We start from the raw sequence: 15,893 nt of genomic DNA on the forward strand, positions 1-15,893 counted from the left end.
GCACAGGCCCGTGCCGATCTCGAAGCCGACTGCCGACCTCAGCGACCGCGCCCGATCAGGCCGGCTCGATCCCCAGCCGCGCGAGCGCCTCGCGCACCGACGGCCCGCTGAACCGTCCCGGCTCGACGGTCAGCGCCGTCAGCGCCGCCGACCGGTCCACGCCCGCCACGAGCATCACGAGGGCGGCCCGCAGGTCGCCGTCGGTCGCAGCGAGCGCGTTCGCGCACACGTCGGACTCCAGGTCCGTGGCCTGCGTGAGCAGGCGCACCAGGCGCTTGCGCAGCTTCTCGTTGGTCGCGAGCACCTCGACCATGAGGTTCGAGTAGGTCTTGCCGAGCCGCACCATGACCGCCGTCGAGAAGGTGTTGAGCACCATCTTCTGGGCGGTGCCCGCCTTCATACGGGTGGAGCCCGTGATGGCCTCCGGCCCGGTGTTCACCAGGATCGGCACGTCGGCCTTCGGCGCCAGGGCGGCGAACGGGTTCGACGCCAGCAGCACGGTCCGCGCCCCGCGGGCGCGGCCCATGTCGAGCGCTCCCCCGACGTACGGGGTGTTGCCGCTGGCGGCGATGCCGAACACGACGTCCGCAGGCCCGACGTCGGACACGAGCGCGGCGCCGGCCTCGACGTCGTCCTCCGCGCCCTCGGCCGCCTTCTTGAAGGCGCCCAGGCCGCCCGCCAGGTGCGGCACGAACATCTCCTCGCCCACGCCGTACGTGGGCAGGAGCTCCGCGGCGTCCAGCAGACCCATCCGGCCCGACGTGCCCGACCCGACGTAGTGCACCCGGCCGCCGGCGCGGATGCCGTCCACCGCCAGGTCGATCGCCTCCACGATGCGCGGGTGCGCCGCGCGTACCGCGGCGATGACGGCGGCGTCCTCGTCGGTGATCATGCGCACCATGTCCGCCGTGGAGACCACGTCGATGTCACGGGTGCGCGGGTTGCGCTCCTCGGTGGGTGAGACCGGGCGCGGCGCCGACTGTGCGTGCCGTTCGAATCCCGCCTCCGCGATCATCGGCGAGCCCCCTTCGTTCTGCTTGCGCTGTGCTCTTGGACTTCGTGCTGGTACTTCTCGTGCTCGTCCTGCTCATGCTCGTACTGCTCGATCTCGTTCCGCGGCCCCACGCCCCGCAGGCGCTGGACGGCCGCTGCCGCGTTCGCCCGACCTGTCCCGCACGCCACCACGACCGCCGGGCCACCACCGCTCAGCGTCCCGAACCAGTCTCCGACCGGTCCGGGAAGTCCCGTGTGCACCACCACCAGATCCGGGCGCACCGCCCAGAGCCGCTCCAGCCGGCCCCGTTCGGCCGAACCCGGAACGGGTTCGCGGGTGATCACGACGAGCGGTTCGGCCCGGAGCGGAGCGCCTTCAGGAAATTCTGCGCCACGTTCGGTACCGGTTCTGTCGAGATCCGCCGATACACCGTACCGGGTGAATCGGGCAATAAGCACTCCAAGTCCATCATCGTCCAGTCCGAGCCCCTTCGACAGGGGCTCGGGCAGGGTTCCGGGGCGAGCTTCGGGCGAACCTTCGGGCAGCCCGTCCGGCGGCGCGTAAGACAGCCCGCCCGGCCGCGCGTCCGGCAGCCCGTCAGTCAGCCCGTCCGGCCGCCCGTCCGGCGGCGCGTCGGCAGCATCCGCCCCGGGCCACTGCCGCGCCCCCGGCCAGACCTCGGCGATCGCCGTCTGGACGTGCCGGGCCTTGCGTCCGGCGGCGTGGTCCAGCCGCACGCGCAGGTCGACGACGTCGGGCCGGGCGTCCGGCGCGAGCGGCACCAGGTGCGCGCCCCGCACCCGCACGACGGCGTCCGCGATGCCCGCGCCCAGCTCGGCGAGGTCCGCGAGCGCCCGCCGTGCGGCGTCGGCGTCGGTCACCGCGCCCACGGCGGCCCGCCGGGCGCGGACCGCGCCCACGAGTGCGCGCGTCCGCGCCCCGGACTCCTCGAGCCGCTCGACGCTCACGCGCCCGGCGGCGACGGCCCGGCTCAGGGCGTCGTAGGACTCGGTGTACAGGGCGGGGTCGAGGCCGAGGCAGAGCAGGTCCGCGCCGGCCTCGACGGCGCGGACGGCGGCCTCGCCGACCGAGCCGGTGAGCTCGTGCAGCGCGCCCATGTCGAGTGCGTCGGTCACGACGGGCCCGTCGTCACCGAGCTCCCGCAGCAGGCGCGTCGTCGCCGGCTCGATCGACGCGGGCGCCGGTCCGACGGCGGGGAATAGCACGTGCGCGGTCATGACGGCGTCGAGCCGGGACTGGTCGCGCCGCGACGGTTCGTCCTGCGACCCGTCAAGCCGCCCCTCGGAGCACAGGGCCCGCGCGAACGGGACGAGGTCACGGTCGCGGACGACGTCGAGCGGCTCGTCGACGACCGGCAGACCAAGGTGGGAGTCCACGGTGGTGGCGCCGTGGCCGGGGAAGTGCTTGCCGCACACGCCGACGCCCGCGCTGCGCACGCCGCGGGCGAACGCGATGCCGTGCCGGGCGACGTCGTCGGGCGTGGTGCCGAAGGCGCGCACGCCGATCACCGGGTTGTCGGGCGCGGAGACGACGTCGAGCACGGGGCCGAGCAGCAGGTCGATGCCGGTCGCGGCGAGCACGCGGCCCAGCGCCCGGCCGGCGTCGAGCGAGATCGCTCCGCCCGGCAGCACGCCGAGCGCCGCCGCGCCGGGCAGGGACGAGCCGCGGGTGGCCTCCAGCCGCGACACGTCGCCGCCCTCCTCGTCGACCGCGATCACCAGGTCGGGCGAGATCGCGTGCAGCGCTTCGGACAGCGCGGTCGTGGTGGCGACGTCGGGCGTGTTGCGCGCGAAGTAGACGACGCCGGCCAGGCCGGCGCGGGCGGCGTCGGCCAGCCAGGCGGGCACGCCGGCGCCGTCGGGCCCACCGGGGCCGGCAGCGTTCTCGAACCCCGGCAGGAGCACGCCGTTGACGGCACGCTCGATGCGACCGGGTTCGGGCCGATCAGGTTCGGGCCCGGCTTGCGGCCCCGGCTCCTCCGTCGGTGCGTCGCTCATTCCTTCACGGCCCCCGCCGTCAGGCCCGAGGCGAGCCGGCGCTGGACCAGGATGAAGAAGACCATCACGGGCACGGTGATGATGGTGGAGGCCGCCATGATGGCGCCCCAGTCGTTGGAGTGGATGCCGAAGAACGAGCGCAGGCCGATCGCCACCGTGTAGTTCTCGGTCGCCCCGCCGAGCATCGTCATCGCGAAGATGAACTCGTTCCACGCCGTGATGAAGCCGAAGATGCTGGTGGCGACCAGGCCGGGTGCCACCAGCGGCAGCAGGACCGACCAGAACATGCGGCCCCAGCTCGCGCCGTCGAGGTAGGCGGCCTCCTCCAGCTCGACGGGGACCGCCGCGACGAACCCGCGCAGCATCCAGATCCCGAACGGCAGGGCGAGGGCGACGTAGACCACGATGAGGCCTGTCAGCGTCTCCAGGAGCTGGAGGTCGCGGACCTGCACGAACAGCGGGATGACGAGCGCCTCGAGCGGCACCATCTGCACGATGAGCACCAGCATGAGGATCTGGGTGCGCATCCGGAACCGGAAGCGGGCCACCGCCACCGACGCCAGCAGCGCGAGCGCCGAGGAGATGAGGACCGTCCCGAGCGCGACCAGCAGCGAGTTGCGCAGGAAGGTGCCGAACCCGCCCTCCGTCAGCACGAACACGTAGTGGTCGAGCGTGGGCTCGGCGGGCCAGAAGCTGGAGGTGTGCCCGGCCTGCGCGTCGAGCGAGCTGTTCAGCATCCAGTAGACGGGGAACAGCGTGAACACGAGCAGCAGGGCGACGAGCACGCCCTTGCCGAGCTGCCGCAGGGGCGACCGGCGCGCGGTGCGGCGCAGCGGACGGCGGGCGGGCCGGGCGAGCGCGCCGCTGGTCGCCCGTACGTGGCCGGCCGAGCTCTGGCGGGTGGTGGTCATCGTTCCTCCTCCGCCAGCACGGTGCGCACGTAGACGGCGGTGATGACGAGCAGCAGCACCGTCAGCAGCACCGCGATGGCCGAGCCGAAGCCGTAGCGGTTCTGCCCGAACGACTCGACGTACGACCACACCCCCAGGTTGAGCACCGACCGGTTGGACCCGGCGCCACCGGGCATCAGGTAGACCTGCGCGAACACCTTGAAGTCCCAGATGGTCGACAGGATGATCACGACGGCGAACACCTGCCGGAGCTGCGGCACGACGATCGAGAAGAACCGGCGGAACGACCCGGCGCCGTCCATCTCGGCGGCCTCCAGCATCTCCTTCGGCACCCCGAGCAGCCCCGCGAGCACCGTCACCGCGACGAACGGGAAGCCGTGGTGGATCACGTTGAGCAGCACGATCGCGTAGAAGGTCCACCGGTTGGTGAACCAGTTGGTCGGGTCGTCCAGGAGCCCGAGGCTCATCAGGACGTCGTTGAAGACCCCGCGGTCGGCGTCGAAGATCCACACCCACACGTACGTGCCGGTGACGGCGGGCATGGCCCAGGCGGCCATGATCGCGCTGGAGGTGACGGTGCGCCAGAACGTGCCGAGCGAGGAGAGCAGCACCGCCACGGCCGTGCCGAACGCGACGGTGCCCACCACGGACAGCACGGCGAACCCGACGGTGTTGGGCAGCACCACCGTCCACAGCTCGGGTGTCGCCAGGATCTCGCGGAAGTTCTCCAGGCCGATCCAGTTCGGCTCGCCCGTCGTGATCTCCCGCAGGCCGTAGTCCTGCAGCGAGAAGAGGAACACCCGCACCAGGGGCCACAGCAGCAGCACCGCCAGGACGGCCAGGGCGGGGGCGAGCAGCAGCCAGGGCCGCACGACGGCGGCCCTGGCCCTGCCCAGGCGTGGAACGGTGGCTGTCGCCAGGGTGTCAGCCAAGGGTCACTCGGAACCGTTCAGCAGGCCGGTCATCTCCTCGGCGGCGGCCGTGCTCGCCTCGGCGACGTCCGCGTCCCCGGAGAGGATCGACTGCATCATCGTGCTCGTGGTGGCCTTGGCCTGCACCGCGCCGTAGGTGGGCGCGGCCGGCACCGAGGCGCCGCCGTCCACGAACTGCTCGGCGAACGGCGCGACCAGCGGGTCGGTGCTCTCCAGCGTCTCGTCGAGGAGCGACACCTGGCCGGGGAAGTACCCGGACTGCTCGGCCCACTGCTGCGCGAACTCGCCGGTGGTCATCATCTCGACGAACGTCCAGGCGAGGTCCTTGTCGTCGGCCGTCTCGAAGACGCTCAGGTGCGAGCCGCCCAGGACCGACGGCGCGATGCCGCCGTCCTGGCCCGGGACCGGCACGGCGGCGAACTTGCCCTCCATGTCCGCGTTGGCCTCGACGATCGCCCCCGGCGTCCAGGAGCCCATGACCGCCATCCCGACGTCGCCGGCGGCGAAGGAGTCGAGCACGTCGGTCTCGCGCCACGTGGTGGCGCCGGCCGACGAGTAGTCGCCCTCGGTGGCCAGCCCCGTCCAGAACCCGATGCCCTCCTGCGCCTCGGGGCTGTCGAGGCCCGAGGTCCAGGTGTCGCCGTCGAGCGTGGCGACCTCGCCGCCGGCGCCCCACACCCACGGGTAGACCGTGAACTCGGCGTCGCCGGGCACGGCGACGGCGATCTTGTCGGGGAACTCCTTCTTGAGCGCCGCCGCGGCGTCCTCGATCTCGGCCCACGTGGTGGGCGGCTCGACGCCGGCCTGCTCGAACAGCTCCGTGTTGTAGACCAGCGAGCGCACACCGGCGTACCAGGGCATGCCGTAGAGCTGCCCGTCGTAGGTGCCCGCGTCGACCAGGCCCTCGACGAGGTCGTCGGTGACCCCGGCCGCGTCCACGTACTCGTCCAGCGGGGCAAGCGCGCCGGCGTCGGCGAACTCGGGGGTCCAGGTGGTGCCGGTCTCGGCGACGTCGGGGGTGGTCCCGCCCGCGATGGAGGTGACGAACCGGTCGTGGGCGTCGCCCCACTCGACGAACTCGACGTCGAGCGTCGCCCCGGTCTCCTCCTCGAACGCGGTCGAGACGTCCGCGAAGAAGTCCTCCGCGTCAGGGTTGGTGCCCTGCATGATCCACACGCTGAGGGTGCCGTCCCCCTCGCTGTCGCCCCCGCTGCCGCCGCCGCAGGCGGCCGTCGTGGCCGCGAGAAGCAGTGCTCCGGTGGCTGCCGCCACGGGCCGTCGCATCGCTCGAGTCATCCTTCGGCTTCCTTCCGCTGGTCCTGCGCCGGGCGCCGCGAGAGTAGCCAAGTGGTATTTCTGAGAAATGAACTTCCCAATACGCGGCATTGCGTGGAGATTACTGACCGGGTGAAGTGCATGCTAGGGGTGTTACCAAACCGTGATTGCCCATCATGGCACGCCCCCTTTCACCCGCCACTAAGGTACGCGCGCGGTCCATTCCGGAGTGCCGAACTTCGACTCGACCAGTTCCCGCGCCAGCGCCCACTCGTCCGGCGTGACCTCGCCCGGCACGGTGCGGTACCGCTCGCGGAACGACGCCTCGAGCGCGTCGATCACCTCGGCCCGGCTGAGCCCCGTCTGCGAGCGCAGCGGGTCCACGCGCTTGTTGGCGCTGCGGGTGCCCTTGTCGCTGAGCTTCTCGCGCCCGATGCGCAGGACGTCGGTCATCTTGGCGGCGTCCATGTCGTAGGCCATGGTCGCGTGGTGCAGCACGGCGCCCCCGGCGAGCCGCTTCTGGGCGGCGCCGGCGATCTTGCCGGCGGGCGAGGCGATGTCGTTGAGCGGCACGTACGTGGCGTCGATGCCGAGGCCGTGCAGGGCGCCGATCACCCAGTCGTCGAGGAACGCGTAGGACCGCTCGAAGCTCAGCCCGTCGACGAGCGAGCCCGGCACGTACAGGGAGTACGAGATGGTGTTGCCGGGCTCCATGAACATGGCCCCGCCCCCGGAGATCCGCCTGATCACGCGGGCGCCGTGCCGCGCGGCGCCCGCGGAGTCCACCTCGTTGCGCAGCGACTGGAACGATCCGATGATCACCGCGGACTCGTCCCACTCCCAGAACCGCAGGGTCGGCCCGCGCCGTCGGGCGCCCAGCTCCTCGGTGAGCACCTGGTCGAGCGCGACGTTGAGCAGGGGCGAGACCGCGGGGGTGCGGATCACCTGGAACTCGTGGTCCTCCCAGGCCGTCGCGTGGCCGAGCGCGCGGCGGGCGGCGACCGCCACGGCGTCCGCGTCGAAGCCCACCGCGGTGGCGCCGTCGAGGGCCCCGCGCACGGCCTCGGCGAGCTGCGCCTTCGACGCGTCGGCGGGCATCCCGTCGAGGGCCGCGCCCATGGCCTCCAGCGCCTCGTCGGGCTCGAGGAAGAAGTCCCCGCTCACCCTGGTGCCCGTCAGCCGGCCGGGCGGACCGGCCGCCCCGTCCACCTGGGTCTCGACACGAACCAGCTTTCCGAGTGGAACCTTGAACTCTCCTCGCACGTGTTCACAGTAGGCGACGGTGCCTGTGGTGTCCGACGTCGGAGCGAGCCTTGGGTACGGAAGGTGAGGTCCGACGTCGGGCACGTCCGATATTTGGCGAGAAGAGGCGTCAGAACAGACCAGAATTTCCTCTTCTCTTTAGACAACCTTGCCCTGGTTTCGTGTCAGAATGACCTGGTGTCGGAACACTCACAGGGATTTGATGGAGTGGCGATCGAAGGCCTTGATGCCTGGGTCGTCGCTCTCGACGTAGGCGGCAGTGGCTCGCGCCTGGTCGCAGAGTTCGGCAACTCCGTGAACCCCGAGCGGATCAGCCTCAGCGGCCGCGCCGTCAAGGTCAACCATCACGGCAGCGACGCCTCGGCCGTCGTCGCCTCCCTGTGCCAGTCGTTCAACGCGTGGGCCGCCCGCATGGGCCACCACGGCATGAGCGACGGCAGCACCGCGCCCGTCTCCTCCGCGGCGGTCGGCATCACCGGCCTGACCTCGCTGGTCGAGAAGCCGCTGGAGATCCACGACATCCTCGCCCGCGAGCTGCGGACCAACCGCACCGCCGTGGCGGGTGACGCACTCACCGCACACCTCGGCGCCCTGCGCGGGCGCGCCGGAGCCGTGCTGTCGGTCGGCACGGGCGCCGTGGCGTTCGGCTACGACGGCGTGAACCGCTGGCGCCGCGCGGACGGCTGGGGACACCTGCTCGGCGACCTGGGCGCGGGCGTCTGGGTCGGCGGCGAGGCGCTGCGCGCCGCGGGCCGGTACCACGACGGCGCGAGCCGTGGTGCGTCGAAGCGCCTGCTCGAGGCGGCCGTCGCCAAGTTCGGCCTCATCGAGAGCTGGCCCAACCAGTTCTACAAGAACGCGGAGCGCGCCAAGCAGCTCGCGTCGATGGCACCCGAGGTGATGATCGCCGCGGGCGAGGGTGACCCCACGTCGATCCGGATCCTCGAGGAGGCCGGGCGGCACCTCGCCGACACGCTGGCGAGCGCGCTCGGCCGCGACATCCCGCCGCTGGCCTCCACGACCGGTCGCCTGGTCCAGGAGGAGTCACCGCTCACGGTGTCGCTCACCAAGCACCTCTCCGAGGACCGCCCCGACGTCTCGCTCGTACCGAGCGGAGGCTCCCCGCTGGACGGCGCACTCCACCTGGCCCGCCGGCTGCGCGAGGCGCCCCACTCCGTGACGGGGTTCCGGCCGTGGCTCACCATCCGCGTCGACGGCCACCACACCAGCCGTGACACCCCTGAGGACGTGGGCGGCACCGACATCCTCACCGCTCAGCTCTCGGCGACCGACCTGCCCGGTGACGAGCTTCAGTGAACGACGGCAGTTCACCCGCATCGTCCTTCACTGATGTGCTGTGCCCGGATCCCCGGTACGGGTGTATGTTCTCGACCCAGCCTCACCACACCATCCCGGGAGATGCGACATGACAGGTGACGTCCTCGTCCGACTCAGGCGCGCACTGCCGACGCTGCGGCCAGCGGAGGCGAGAGTCGCGCAGACGGTCCTCGACGACCCGAACACCGTCGTCCAGTCGACCATCACCGAGCTCGCCGGGCACGCGGACACGTCACAGGCCACCGTCGTGCGGTTCTGCCGCGCCGTCGGCTACGCCGGCTACCCCGAGTTCCGGATCGACCTGGCGCAGGCGACCAGCCGCCGCGAGGTCGAGATGGAGCGGTCCGGCATCGCCGAGGGCGAGATCAACCAGACCGACGACATCGAGGCCGTCGTCTCCAAGATCGCGTTCCACGAGGCACGCACCATCGAAGAGACCGCCCGCATGATCGACACGGACGCGATCGAGCGTGTCGCCACGGCGATCTCCGAGGCCAAGCGGGTCGACGTCTACGGCGTCGGGTCGTCCAACCTCGCCGCCGCCGACCTCGCGATGAAGCTGCAGCGCATCGGCGTCTTCGTGTTCAGCTCGCCGGACCCGCACCAGCAGCTCGCCTCGTCGGCGCTGCTCGAGCCGGGCAACGTGGCCGTGGCGGTCTCGCACTCCGGCCAGACGCGCGAGACCAACCAGGCCCTGGAGATCGCCCGCAAGCGCGGCGCCCTCACGGCCGCGATCACGAACTTCCCGGACGCGCCGATCGGCCTCGTGTCCGACGTCGTCCTGGCCACGACCGCCCGCGAGACGCAGTTCCGGGTGGGCGCCATGTCGAGCCGCATCGCGCAGCTCACGGTCGTGGACTACCTGTTCGTCCGCGTCGCCCAGCGCACCTACGACCGCTCGTCGATCGCCATCAAGGCGACGTACGACGCGGTGCGCGACCAGCGCCTCGACTTCGGGACCACCAAGGTGGACCGCGCCGCGGCCCCGGCGGCCCCGGTCGCCTGACCTCTCTCCACCTCGTTGAGTGCGGGGTATCTGCGGATCAACAGCCGTTGATCCCGCAGATACCCCGCACTCAACGCTTTGGGGTCAGGGGCGTGGTTCCACGTCCGACTTCAGGAGGCCGTAGACGTACGCCTCCGTGACCGCCTCCCACGCGGCCTCGACCACGTTGGGGCCGACGCCGACCGTCGACCAGGACCGCTCGCCGTCGCTGGTGTCGATGAGCACCCGCGTGATCGCGTCGGTGCCGAGCTCGGTGTCGAGGATCCGCACCTTGAAGTCGATCAGCTCGAACCGCGCGAGCTCCGGGTAGACCCGGGACAGCGCGGTGCGCAGCGCCTGGTCCAGCGCGTTGACCGGGCCGTTGCCCTCCCCCGTCGTCACGATCCGCTCGCCGCCCGCCCGGATCTTGACGGTCGCCTCGGCCACCGCGGCGGCGTCGGGGGCGTGGACCGACGGCGGGGCCGCGCCCGCGGGAACGGTCTCCACGATGGTGCGCCACGACTCGACGGTGAAGAAGTCGGGCCGCTGGCCCAGCTCGGACAGCAGCAGCAGCTCGAACGACGCGTCGGCCGCCTCGAAGGTGTAGCCCGCGGCCTCGTCCTCCTTCACGCGGTTCGTGACCCGGGAGAGGAGCTCGCCCTGGCCGGCCAGGTCGAAGCCGAGCTCGCGGCCCTTGAGCTCGATCGAGGCGCGGCCCGCCATGTCGGACACGAGCATGCGCATGTCGTTGCCCACCAGCGTCGGGTCGGTGTGCTGGTACATGTCCGGGTCCACCCGGATGGCGCTGGCGTGCAGGCCGCCCTTGTGGGCGAACGCGCTCGCCCCCACGTAGGGCTGCCGGGCGAACGGCGAGATGTTCGTGAGCTCGCTGATGGCGTGCGAGATCCGGGCGGCCTCCCGCAGGCCGCCGTCCGCCAGCAGGGACATGTCGCGCTTGAGCTCCAGGTTGGCCACGACCGTGACCAGGTCGGCGTTGCCCGTGCGCTCGCCGTACCCGTTGACCGTGCCCTGCACGTGGGTGGCCCCCGCCTCGACGGCGGCGAGCGAGTTGGCCACGGCGCAGCCGGTGTCGTTGTGCGCGTGCATGCCGAACCGCTGGTCCGGCCCGACGGCGGTGCTCGCCCGCAGCTCGCCGACGATCTCGCTGACCCAGGTGGGCAGCATGCCGCCGTTGGTGTCGCACAGGGTGACCACCTCGGCGCCGGCCTCGAACGCGGTGTGGACGGCGCTGGTCGCGTACTGCGGGTCGTAGCGGTAGCCGTCGAAGAAGTGCTCCGCGTCCAGCACCACCCGGCGCCCCTCGGCGACGAGGAAGGAGACGGTGTCGGCGATCATGGCGAGGTTCTCGGCGCGGGTCGTCTTCAGGGCGCGCTCGACGTGCCGCACGTCCGACTTGGCCACGAGCGTGACCACGGGGGTGCTCGCGTCGAGCAGGGCCCGTACCTGCGGGTCGTCGCCCGCGCGGGCGCCGGCCCGGCGGGTGGCGCCGAAGGCCGCGAGCACCGCGTTCTTCAGGGTGAGCTCGGTGGCGGCACGGGCGAAGAAGTCGGTGTCCTTGGGTACCGCCCCCGGCCAGCCGCCCTCGATGTAGCCCACGCCGAGCTCGTCGAGCAGCGCGGCGATCGCGAGCTTGTCGGAGACGGAGAGGTTCATGCCCTCCTGCTGCGCGCCGTCACGCAGCGTCGTGTCGTACACCTGGAACGAGGCGGTGGTCATCGATGCTCCCAACGATGTGTCTGGCGATGTGTCCGGCGGCCGGGCTCGGAGCCGGGTCGTCGGACCAACAAAAAAAGACCCTCCGGGTGTGGAAGGTCTGCGCGTCCGGTGGGGTGTCGCCGGACGCGCTACGAAATGATGATCACCTGTCGCAGGGTGGAGCTCGGGGTGAGGCACTCAGTCATGCGGGTCATGGTGCCACAGCCGGGCGATCGACGAAAGTAGCGACCACCAGCCGAGCACACGCACGTCCACCGGCTCGTTGACAAGCAGTGCTTACTCGGTAAGTATCAGCGCACCGGTAGTTACCCGGTAACCATCCCATCGTGGAGACGACGCATCATGTCCGTACGCCAGGGATTCCTCGCGATGCTCAGCGAGCGGCCCATGCACGGCTACCAGCTCCGCCAGGAGTTCGAACGCCGCACCGGAGGTACGTGGCCGCTCAACATCGGCCAGGCGTACACCACGCTCGCGCGCCTGCAGCGCGACGGTCTCGTGACCCCCGTACCGGGCGACGGCGACGGCGCGCCCGAACGGTTCCGCCTCACCGACTCCGGAGCCGCCCAGGCGCAGGTCTGGTGGGAGACCGCCGTCGGGCGTGATCAGCCCCAACGAGACGAGCTGGCGATCAAGCTCGCTCTCGCGGTGACCGTGCCCGGGGTGGACGTCGCGGCGGTGGTGCGCAGACAACGGGACGCGACGCTCCGCACCCTGCGGGCGCTGACCCGGCAGAAGCGAGACCTGGATCCCCGCACCGATCTGGCCCGCTCCCTCGTGCTGGAGTCCCAGGTCTTCGCCGCCGAGTCCGAGGTGCGCTGGCTCGACCACGTCGAGGCGTCGGTCGCGTCGCGGGGGCGGGCGGGCCCGGCGCACTCCCCGGGCCCGGCGCACTCTGCGGGACCGACGGGACCGGACCGGGATGACCTGACCAGCAGGCCCGCAGGGGCAACGACGAAGGAGACGACACGATGAGTGTCCCGCTGGAGATGAAGCGTGTCACCCGCGTGCACGGACGCGGCGCGGGCGAGGTGCACGCGCTGCGCGGGGTGGACCTGACGGTGCGGAAGGGCGAGCTCGTCGCGGTGATGGGACCCTCCGGGTCGGGCAAGTCGAGCCTCCTGAACGCGGCGGGCGGCCTGGACACCCCCACCTCGGGCAGCGTCCGGGTCAGCGGCGTCGACATCGCACGGCTGGGTGCGCGTGAGCGTGCTGCCGTCCGGCGGCGCGAGGTCGGCTTCGTGTTCCAGGACCTCAACCTGGTGCCCGCGCTCACCGCGGTGGAGAACGTATCGCTCCCCCTGGAGCTCGACGGCGTCCGCCCGGGCACCGCGCGGACCGAGGCCGAGGCCGCCCTGGCCGAGCTCGATCTCACCGCGGTCGCCGACCGGTACCCGGAGGACCTGTCGGGCGGCCAGCAGCAGCGGGTGGCGATCGCCCGCGCCCTGGTGGGCGGACGTGGGCTCGTCCTCGCGGACGAGCCCACCGGGGCACTCGACTCGGTGGCGGGCGACGCGGTGATCCGCGTCCTGCGTGCCCGGATCGACGCCGGGGCCGCCGGGCTGCTGGTCACCCACGACGCGCGGTACGCCGCATGGGCCGACCGGACCGTGCACCTGCGCGACGGGCTGCTGGACGGGTCAGACTCCGACGACGTCGATCTCAGCAGCCCCGGCGAGCTGCGGGGAGCCGACGCGTGAGCGGCCACCGGCGGCTCGCGCTGCGGCTCGCGCTGCGCGACGTCAGGCAGTACCGGGGACGCGCGGCGCTGATCGCGGTGATGGTGGCGCTCCCCGTGGCGGCCGGAACTTTCGTGCTGACCACGCTGGAGTCGAACAAGCCCTACGGGCCGGAGCAGGTGCAGACCGAGCTCGGGCCGGGTCTGCAGGCGAAGATCGAGGGCATCGGCGGGCCGATCGACCAGTACGAGCAGCGGGACATCGGTTTCTGGTTCTGGAATCCCGTGGGTTGGAACCCGTACTACGAGGGCGAGCTGGACGCGGTACCGTACCCGAGCCTCGAGCAGGACCTCGAAGGCATCCTGCCGGCCGGCGACGAGCTCGTACGGGCGCTCAACGACGAGGTCCGCCTGAGCGCCGGCACCGACGCCGCCATGTCCGTCGCCCTGCAGACCGACTTCACCGACGCCGACGTCGCGGCCCGCTTCACGGTCCTGGAGGGCCGTCTTCCCCGCGACGGCGAGGTCGCCGTCACCGAGGAGCACCGCGACCTGGGCTTCGACCTCGGCGACACCGTCGAGGTCACGACCAGCGACGGCAGCACGGTCACCGCGACGATCAGCGGTGTCACCTCGCGATACGTCGACATGATCTCGCCGGTCCTCCTGCCGTCGTCGGGTCCGCTGGACCCGCCCGACGAGGTCGTCGCGGCGAACTTCGACTACCCGTTGTGGTACGTGACCGGCGACGCGCCGGTCACCTGGTCCGACGTCCAGAAGATGAACTCCGCCGGGGCCTTCGTGACCAGCAGGGACGTGCTCCTGGACCCTCCCCCGCAGCCCACCGTGCAGCCCTGGTACCGATACTTCAGCTGGGAGTCGGTCTCCGTGATCGCGGCGCTGGTCGTGGTCGGGCTCCTCGAGGCCATCTGGCTCATCGGTCCTGCGTTCGCGGTCGGGGCACGACGGGACACCCGCTCGCTGGCCCTGCTCGCGGTCAACGGCGCTCCCGCCTCCGCGCTGCGCGACGTCCTGCTCGCCCGCGGCCTGCTGACCGGGGCAGTCGGTTCCGTGGTGGGCGTGGGGCTCGGGATCGCGGGAGCCGCGCTCCTGGCCGGACTGCTTCCCGACCGCATCCCCGCTCTGCGGCTGCCGGGAGTGGCGCTCGCCGTCGTGCTCGTGGTCGGCGTGCTGCTCGCCGTCGCCGCCGCGTGGCTGCCCGCCCGCCGGGCCGCACGCGCCGACGTCGCCGCGGTGCTGTCGGGCCGGCGGCCAGGGGCCGCGCCCGCACGCTGGCCCACGGCCGTGGGCGCGATCGCCGCCGTGGGCGGCGTCACCCTGGCGGTCGTGGCGGGCTCCCAGCGCTGGGTCGTCGGGCTGTCGGCCGGCATCGTGGTCGCAGACCTCGGCCTGGTCCTGGCCTGCGGCGGCATCGTCGCACTGATCGGCCGGGCGGCGCACCGCATGCCGTGGGCCGGGCGCTACGCACTGCGGGACGCCGCCCGCCACCGTGCCCGCACCGTGCCTGCGATCGCCGCCGTGCTGGTCGCCGTGGCCGGGGCGAGCGCGACACTGACCTTTTTCGAGGCCGAGCAGACCGCGATCCAGCCGGAGACGATGGAGTACCGGCCGTGGGCGGCCACGGGCACGGTGGCGCTCACGCGCGGGCCGAACACCTGGCAGGTCTTCGCGGAGGACGACTCCGCCCGCGTGAGCGCCCTGGTCGAGGACGTGCTCCCCGACGCGGGGCCGCTCATGGTCCTCCCGGTAGCCGTCGGCTCGCCCGAGGACGGGACCAGGCGGAGCGCCCTGGAGCTCAGCGTGTCGCAGGCCGAGCGGATGAGCGGGCCCTGGGCGCCGGCGATCCGCGCCGCCAGCGACTGGGGCGGCGCCGTCGTCGCGGACGGATCCGACCTCGCGCTGCTGAGCGCGCTCGGGATACCCGACGAGCTCCTCGGCGACGTCGTCGGGGCCCTCACCGACGGCCGCCTGCCGCTGCCGCCGTCGTACGTCCACGAGGACGGCACGGCGGAGGTGACCCTGGTACGTCTGGAGGGCACGGGCGACCCGGTGATGGAGCACGCGACGCTGCCGGCGGCGCCCGTCGGCACGGACGGGCAGCACATCCCGAACCTGCCGATCCTGCCCGAGTCGCTGCTCGACGAGCTGGACGCCGAGCCCGCGGTGGGCGGCTATCTGGCCTCGAACCCCACGGTGCCGACCGACCGTCAGGTCGCGCTCCTGCAGAGCCGCGCCGAGGCCGAGCTCGTCGGCTTCGACACCGAGCAGAGCGTCCAGGTGCTCGTCGAGCCGGGAGAGTACGGAGACTCAGCATTCGCCGCCCCGGGCCTGGTGTCGGCGCTCACCGCCCCGTGGAGCTTCCAGTCCAGGTCCGTCATCGGCCTCGCTCTCGCGCTCGCCGCCGGGGTCCTGGCACTCGCCGGGACGTGGTCGGCGGTCGCCCTGTCCGCCGTGGAGGCGCGGCCGGACCTGGCGACGCTCGCCGCGGTAGGGGCCACTCCGTCAGCCCGGCGCAAGGTGGTGGCCGCCCAGGCAGCCACCATCGCGGTGATCGGTTCGGCGCTGGGCCTGCTGGCGGGGGTCGCGATCGGGGTCGGGTGGACCCTGCTGTCCTCGTACCCGGTCGACGTCCCGTGGCTGTCGCTGGGCGCGCTCGCGGTGGGCATCCCCGTGCTCGCCGTGGCCGCGGCCTGGACGGTGACCCGCGCACAGGCCGGCCCGCCGCGACGTCGTCCCTGATC

The 15,893-nt window shown here is 72.3% G+C and carries 12 protein-coding genes; 5 read left to right on the plus strand and 7 right to left on the minus strand.

Features of this window, described 5'->3' with window-relative positions; genetic code table 11:
• Positions 1-55: 55 nt before the first annotated feature.
• From murQ to ACFWEJ_RS07955, 6 genes are all read right to left on the minus strand, one after another.
• Complete coding sequence (gene murQ / locus ACFWEJ_RS07930) at positions 56-1,015, minus strand: N-acetylmuramic acid 6-phosphate etherase (protein ID WP_377228652.1); 960 nt, start codon at positions 1,013-1,015, stop codon at positions 56-58.
• On the minus strand, positions 1,012-3,012 hold the full coding sequence (locus ACFWEJ_RS07935) for a glycoside hydrolase family 3 N-terminal domain-containing protein (protein WP_377228653.1): 2,001 nt from the start codon (positions 3,010-3,012) through the stop codon (positions 1,012-1,014). Before ACFWEJ_RS07935 ends, murQ begins: the two co-directional genes overlap by 4 nt.
• The gene (locus ACFWEJ_RS07940; RefSeq protein WP_377228654.1) at positions 3,009-3,923 is read right to left on the minus strand and encodes a carbohydrate ABC transporter permease; all 915 of its coding nucleotides are present in this window, start codon (positions 3,921-3,923) and stop codon (positions 3,009-3,011) included. The genes ACFWEJ_RS07935 and ACFWEJ_RS07940 overlap by 4 nt, the downstream gene beginning before the upstream one ends.
• Entirely contained in the window at positions 3,920-4,843 is a 924-nt protein-coding gene (locus ACFWEJ_RS07945; protein WP_377228677.1) for a carbohydrate ABC transporter permease, read from the minus strand. Before ACFWEJ_RS07945 ends, ACFWEJ_RS07940 begins: the two co-directional genes overlap by 4 nt.
• A gap of 15 nt (positions 4,844-4,858) precedes the next feature.
• Complete coding sequence (locus ACFWEJ_RS07950) at positions 4,859-6,139, minus strand: sugar ABC transporter substrate-binding protein (protein ID WP_377228655.1); 1,281 nt, start codon at positions 6,137-6,139, stop codon at positions 4,859-4,861.
• Between the two features lie 192 nt (positions 6,140-6,331).
• A complete protein-coding gene (locus tag ACFWEJ_RS07955; RefSeq protein ID WP_377228656.1) occupies positions 6,332-7,393 on the minus strand; it encodes a biotin/lipoate A/B protein ligase family protein in 1,062 nt (353 codons plus the stop codon).
• Positions 7,394-7,600: 207 nt separating this feature from the next.
• Between ACFWEJ_RS07955 and ACFWEJ_RS07960 the strand changes: the two genes are divergently transcribed.
• Positions 7,601-8,710, plus strand: a complete 1,110-nt coding sequence (locus tag ACFWEJ_RS07960) for an N-acetylglucosamine kinase (protein ID WP_377228657.1) — start codon at positions 7,601-7,603, stop codon at positions 8,708-8,710.
• A gap of 109 nt (positions 8,711-8,819) precedes the next feature.
• Positions 8,820-9,737: a MurR/RpiR family transcriptional regulator gene (locus ACFWEJ_RS07965; RefSeq protein ID WP_377228658.1), complete on the plus strand. Its 918-nt coding sequence runs from the start codon at positions 8,820-8,822 to the stop codon at positions 9,735-9,737.
• Positions 9,738-9,821: 84 nt separating this feature from the next.
• Here ACFWEJ_RS07965 and cimA read toward each other — a convergent pair whose 3' ends face one another.
• Positions 9,822-11,453 (minus strand): citramalate synthase, encoded by a 1,632-nt coding sequence (gene cimA / locus ACFWEJ_RS07970; protein WP_377228659.1) that lies wholly within the window; start codon positions 11,451-11,453, stop codon positions 9,822-9,824.
• 342 nt (positions 11,454-11,795) lie between these two features.
• Here cimA and ACFWEJ_RS07975 point away from each other — a divergent pair, with 342 nt between their 5' ends.
• The 3 genes from ACFWEJ_RS07975 to ACFWEJ_RS07985 are packed head-to-tail and all read left to right on the plus strand — an operon-like array spanning position 11,796 to position 15,891.
• A complete protein-coding gene (locus ACFWEJ_RS07975) occupies positions 11,796-12,428 on the plus strand; it encodes a PadR family transcriptional regulator (RefSeq protein WP_377228660.1) in 633 nt (210 codons plus the stop codon).
• Positions 12,425-13,153 (plus strand): ABC transporter ATP-binding protein, encoded by a 729-nt coding sequence (locus ACFWEJ_RS07980; RefSeq protein WP_377228661.1) that lies wholly within the window; start codon positions 12,425-12,427, stop codon positions 13,151-13,153. Before ACFWEJ_RS07975 ends, ACFWEJ_RS07980 begins: the two co-directional genes overlap by 4 nt.
• Complete coding sequence (locus ACFWEJ_RS07985) at positions 13,150-15,891, plus strand: FtsX-like permease family protein (RefSeq protein ID WP_377228662.1); 2,742 nt, start codon at positions 13,150-13,152, stop codon at positions 15,889-15,891. The genes ACFWEJ_RS07980 and ACFWEJ_RS07985 overlap by 4 nt, the downstream gene beginning before the upstream one ends.
• Positions 15,892-15,893 lie beyond the last annotated feature (2 nt).

It is taken from the genome of Promicromonospora sp. NPDC060204 (assembly GCF_042728455.1).
Lineage (GTDB): Bacteria > Actinomycetota > Actinomycetes > Actinomycetales > Cellulomonadaceae > Promicromonospora.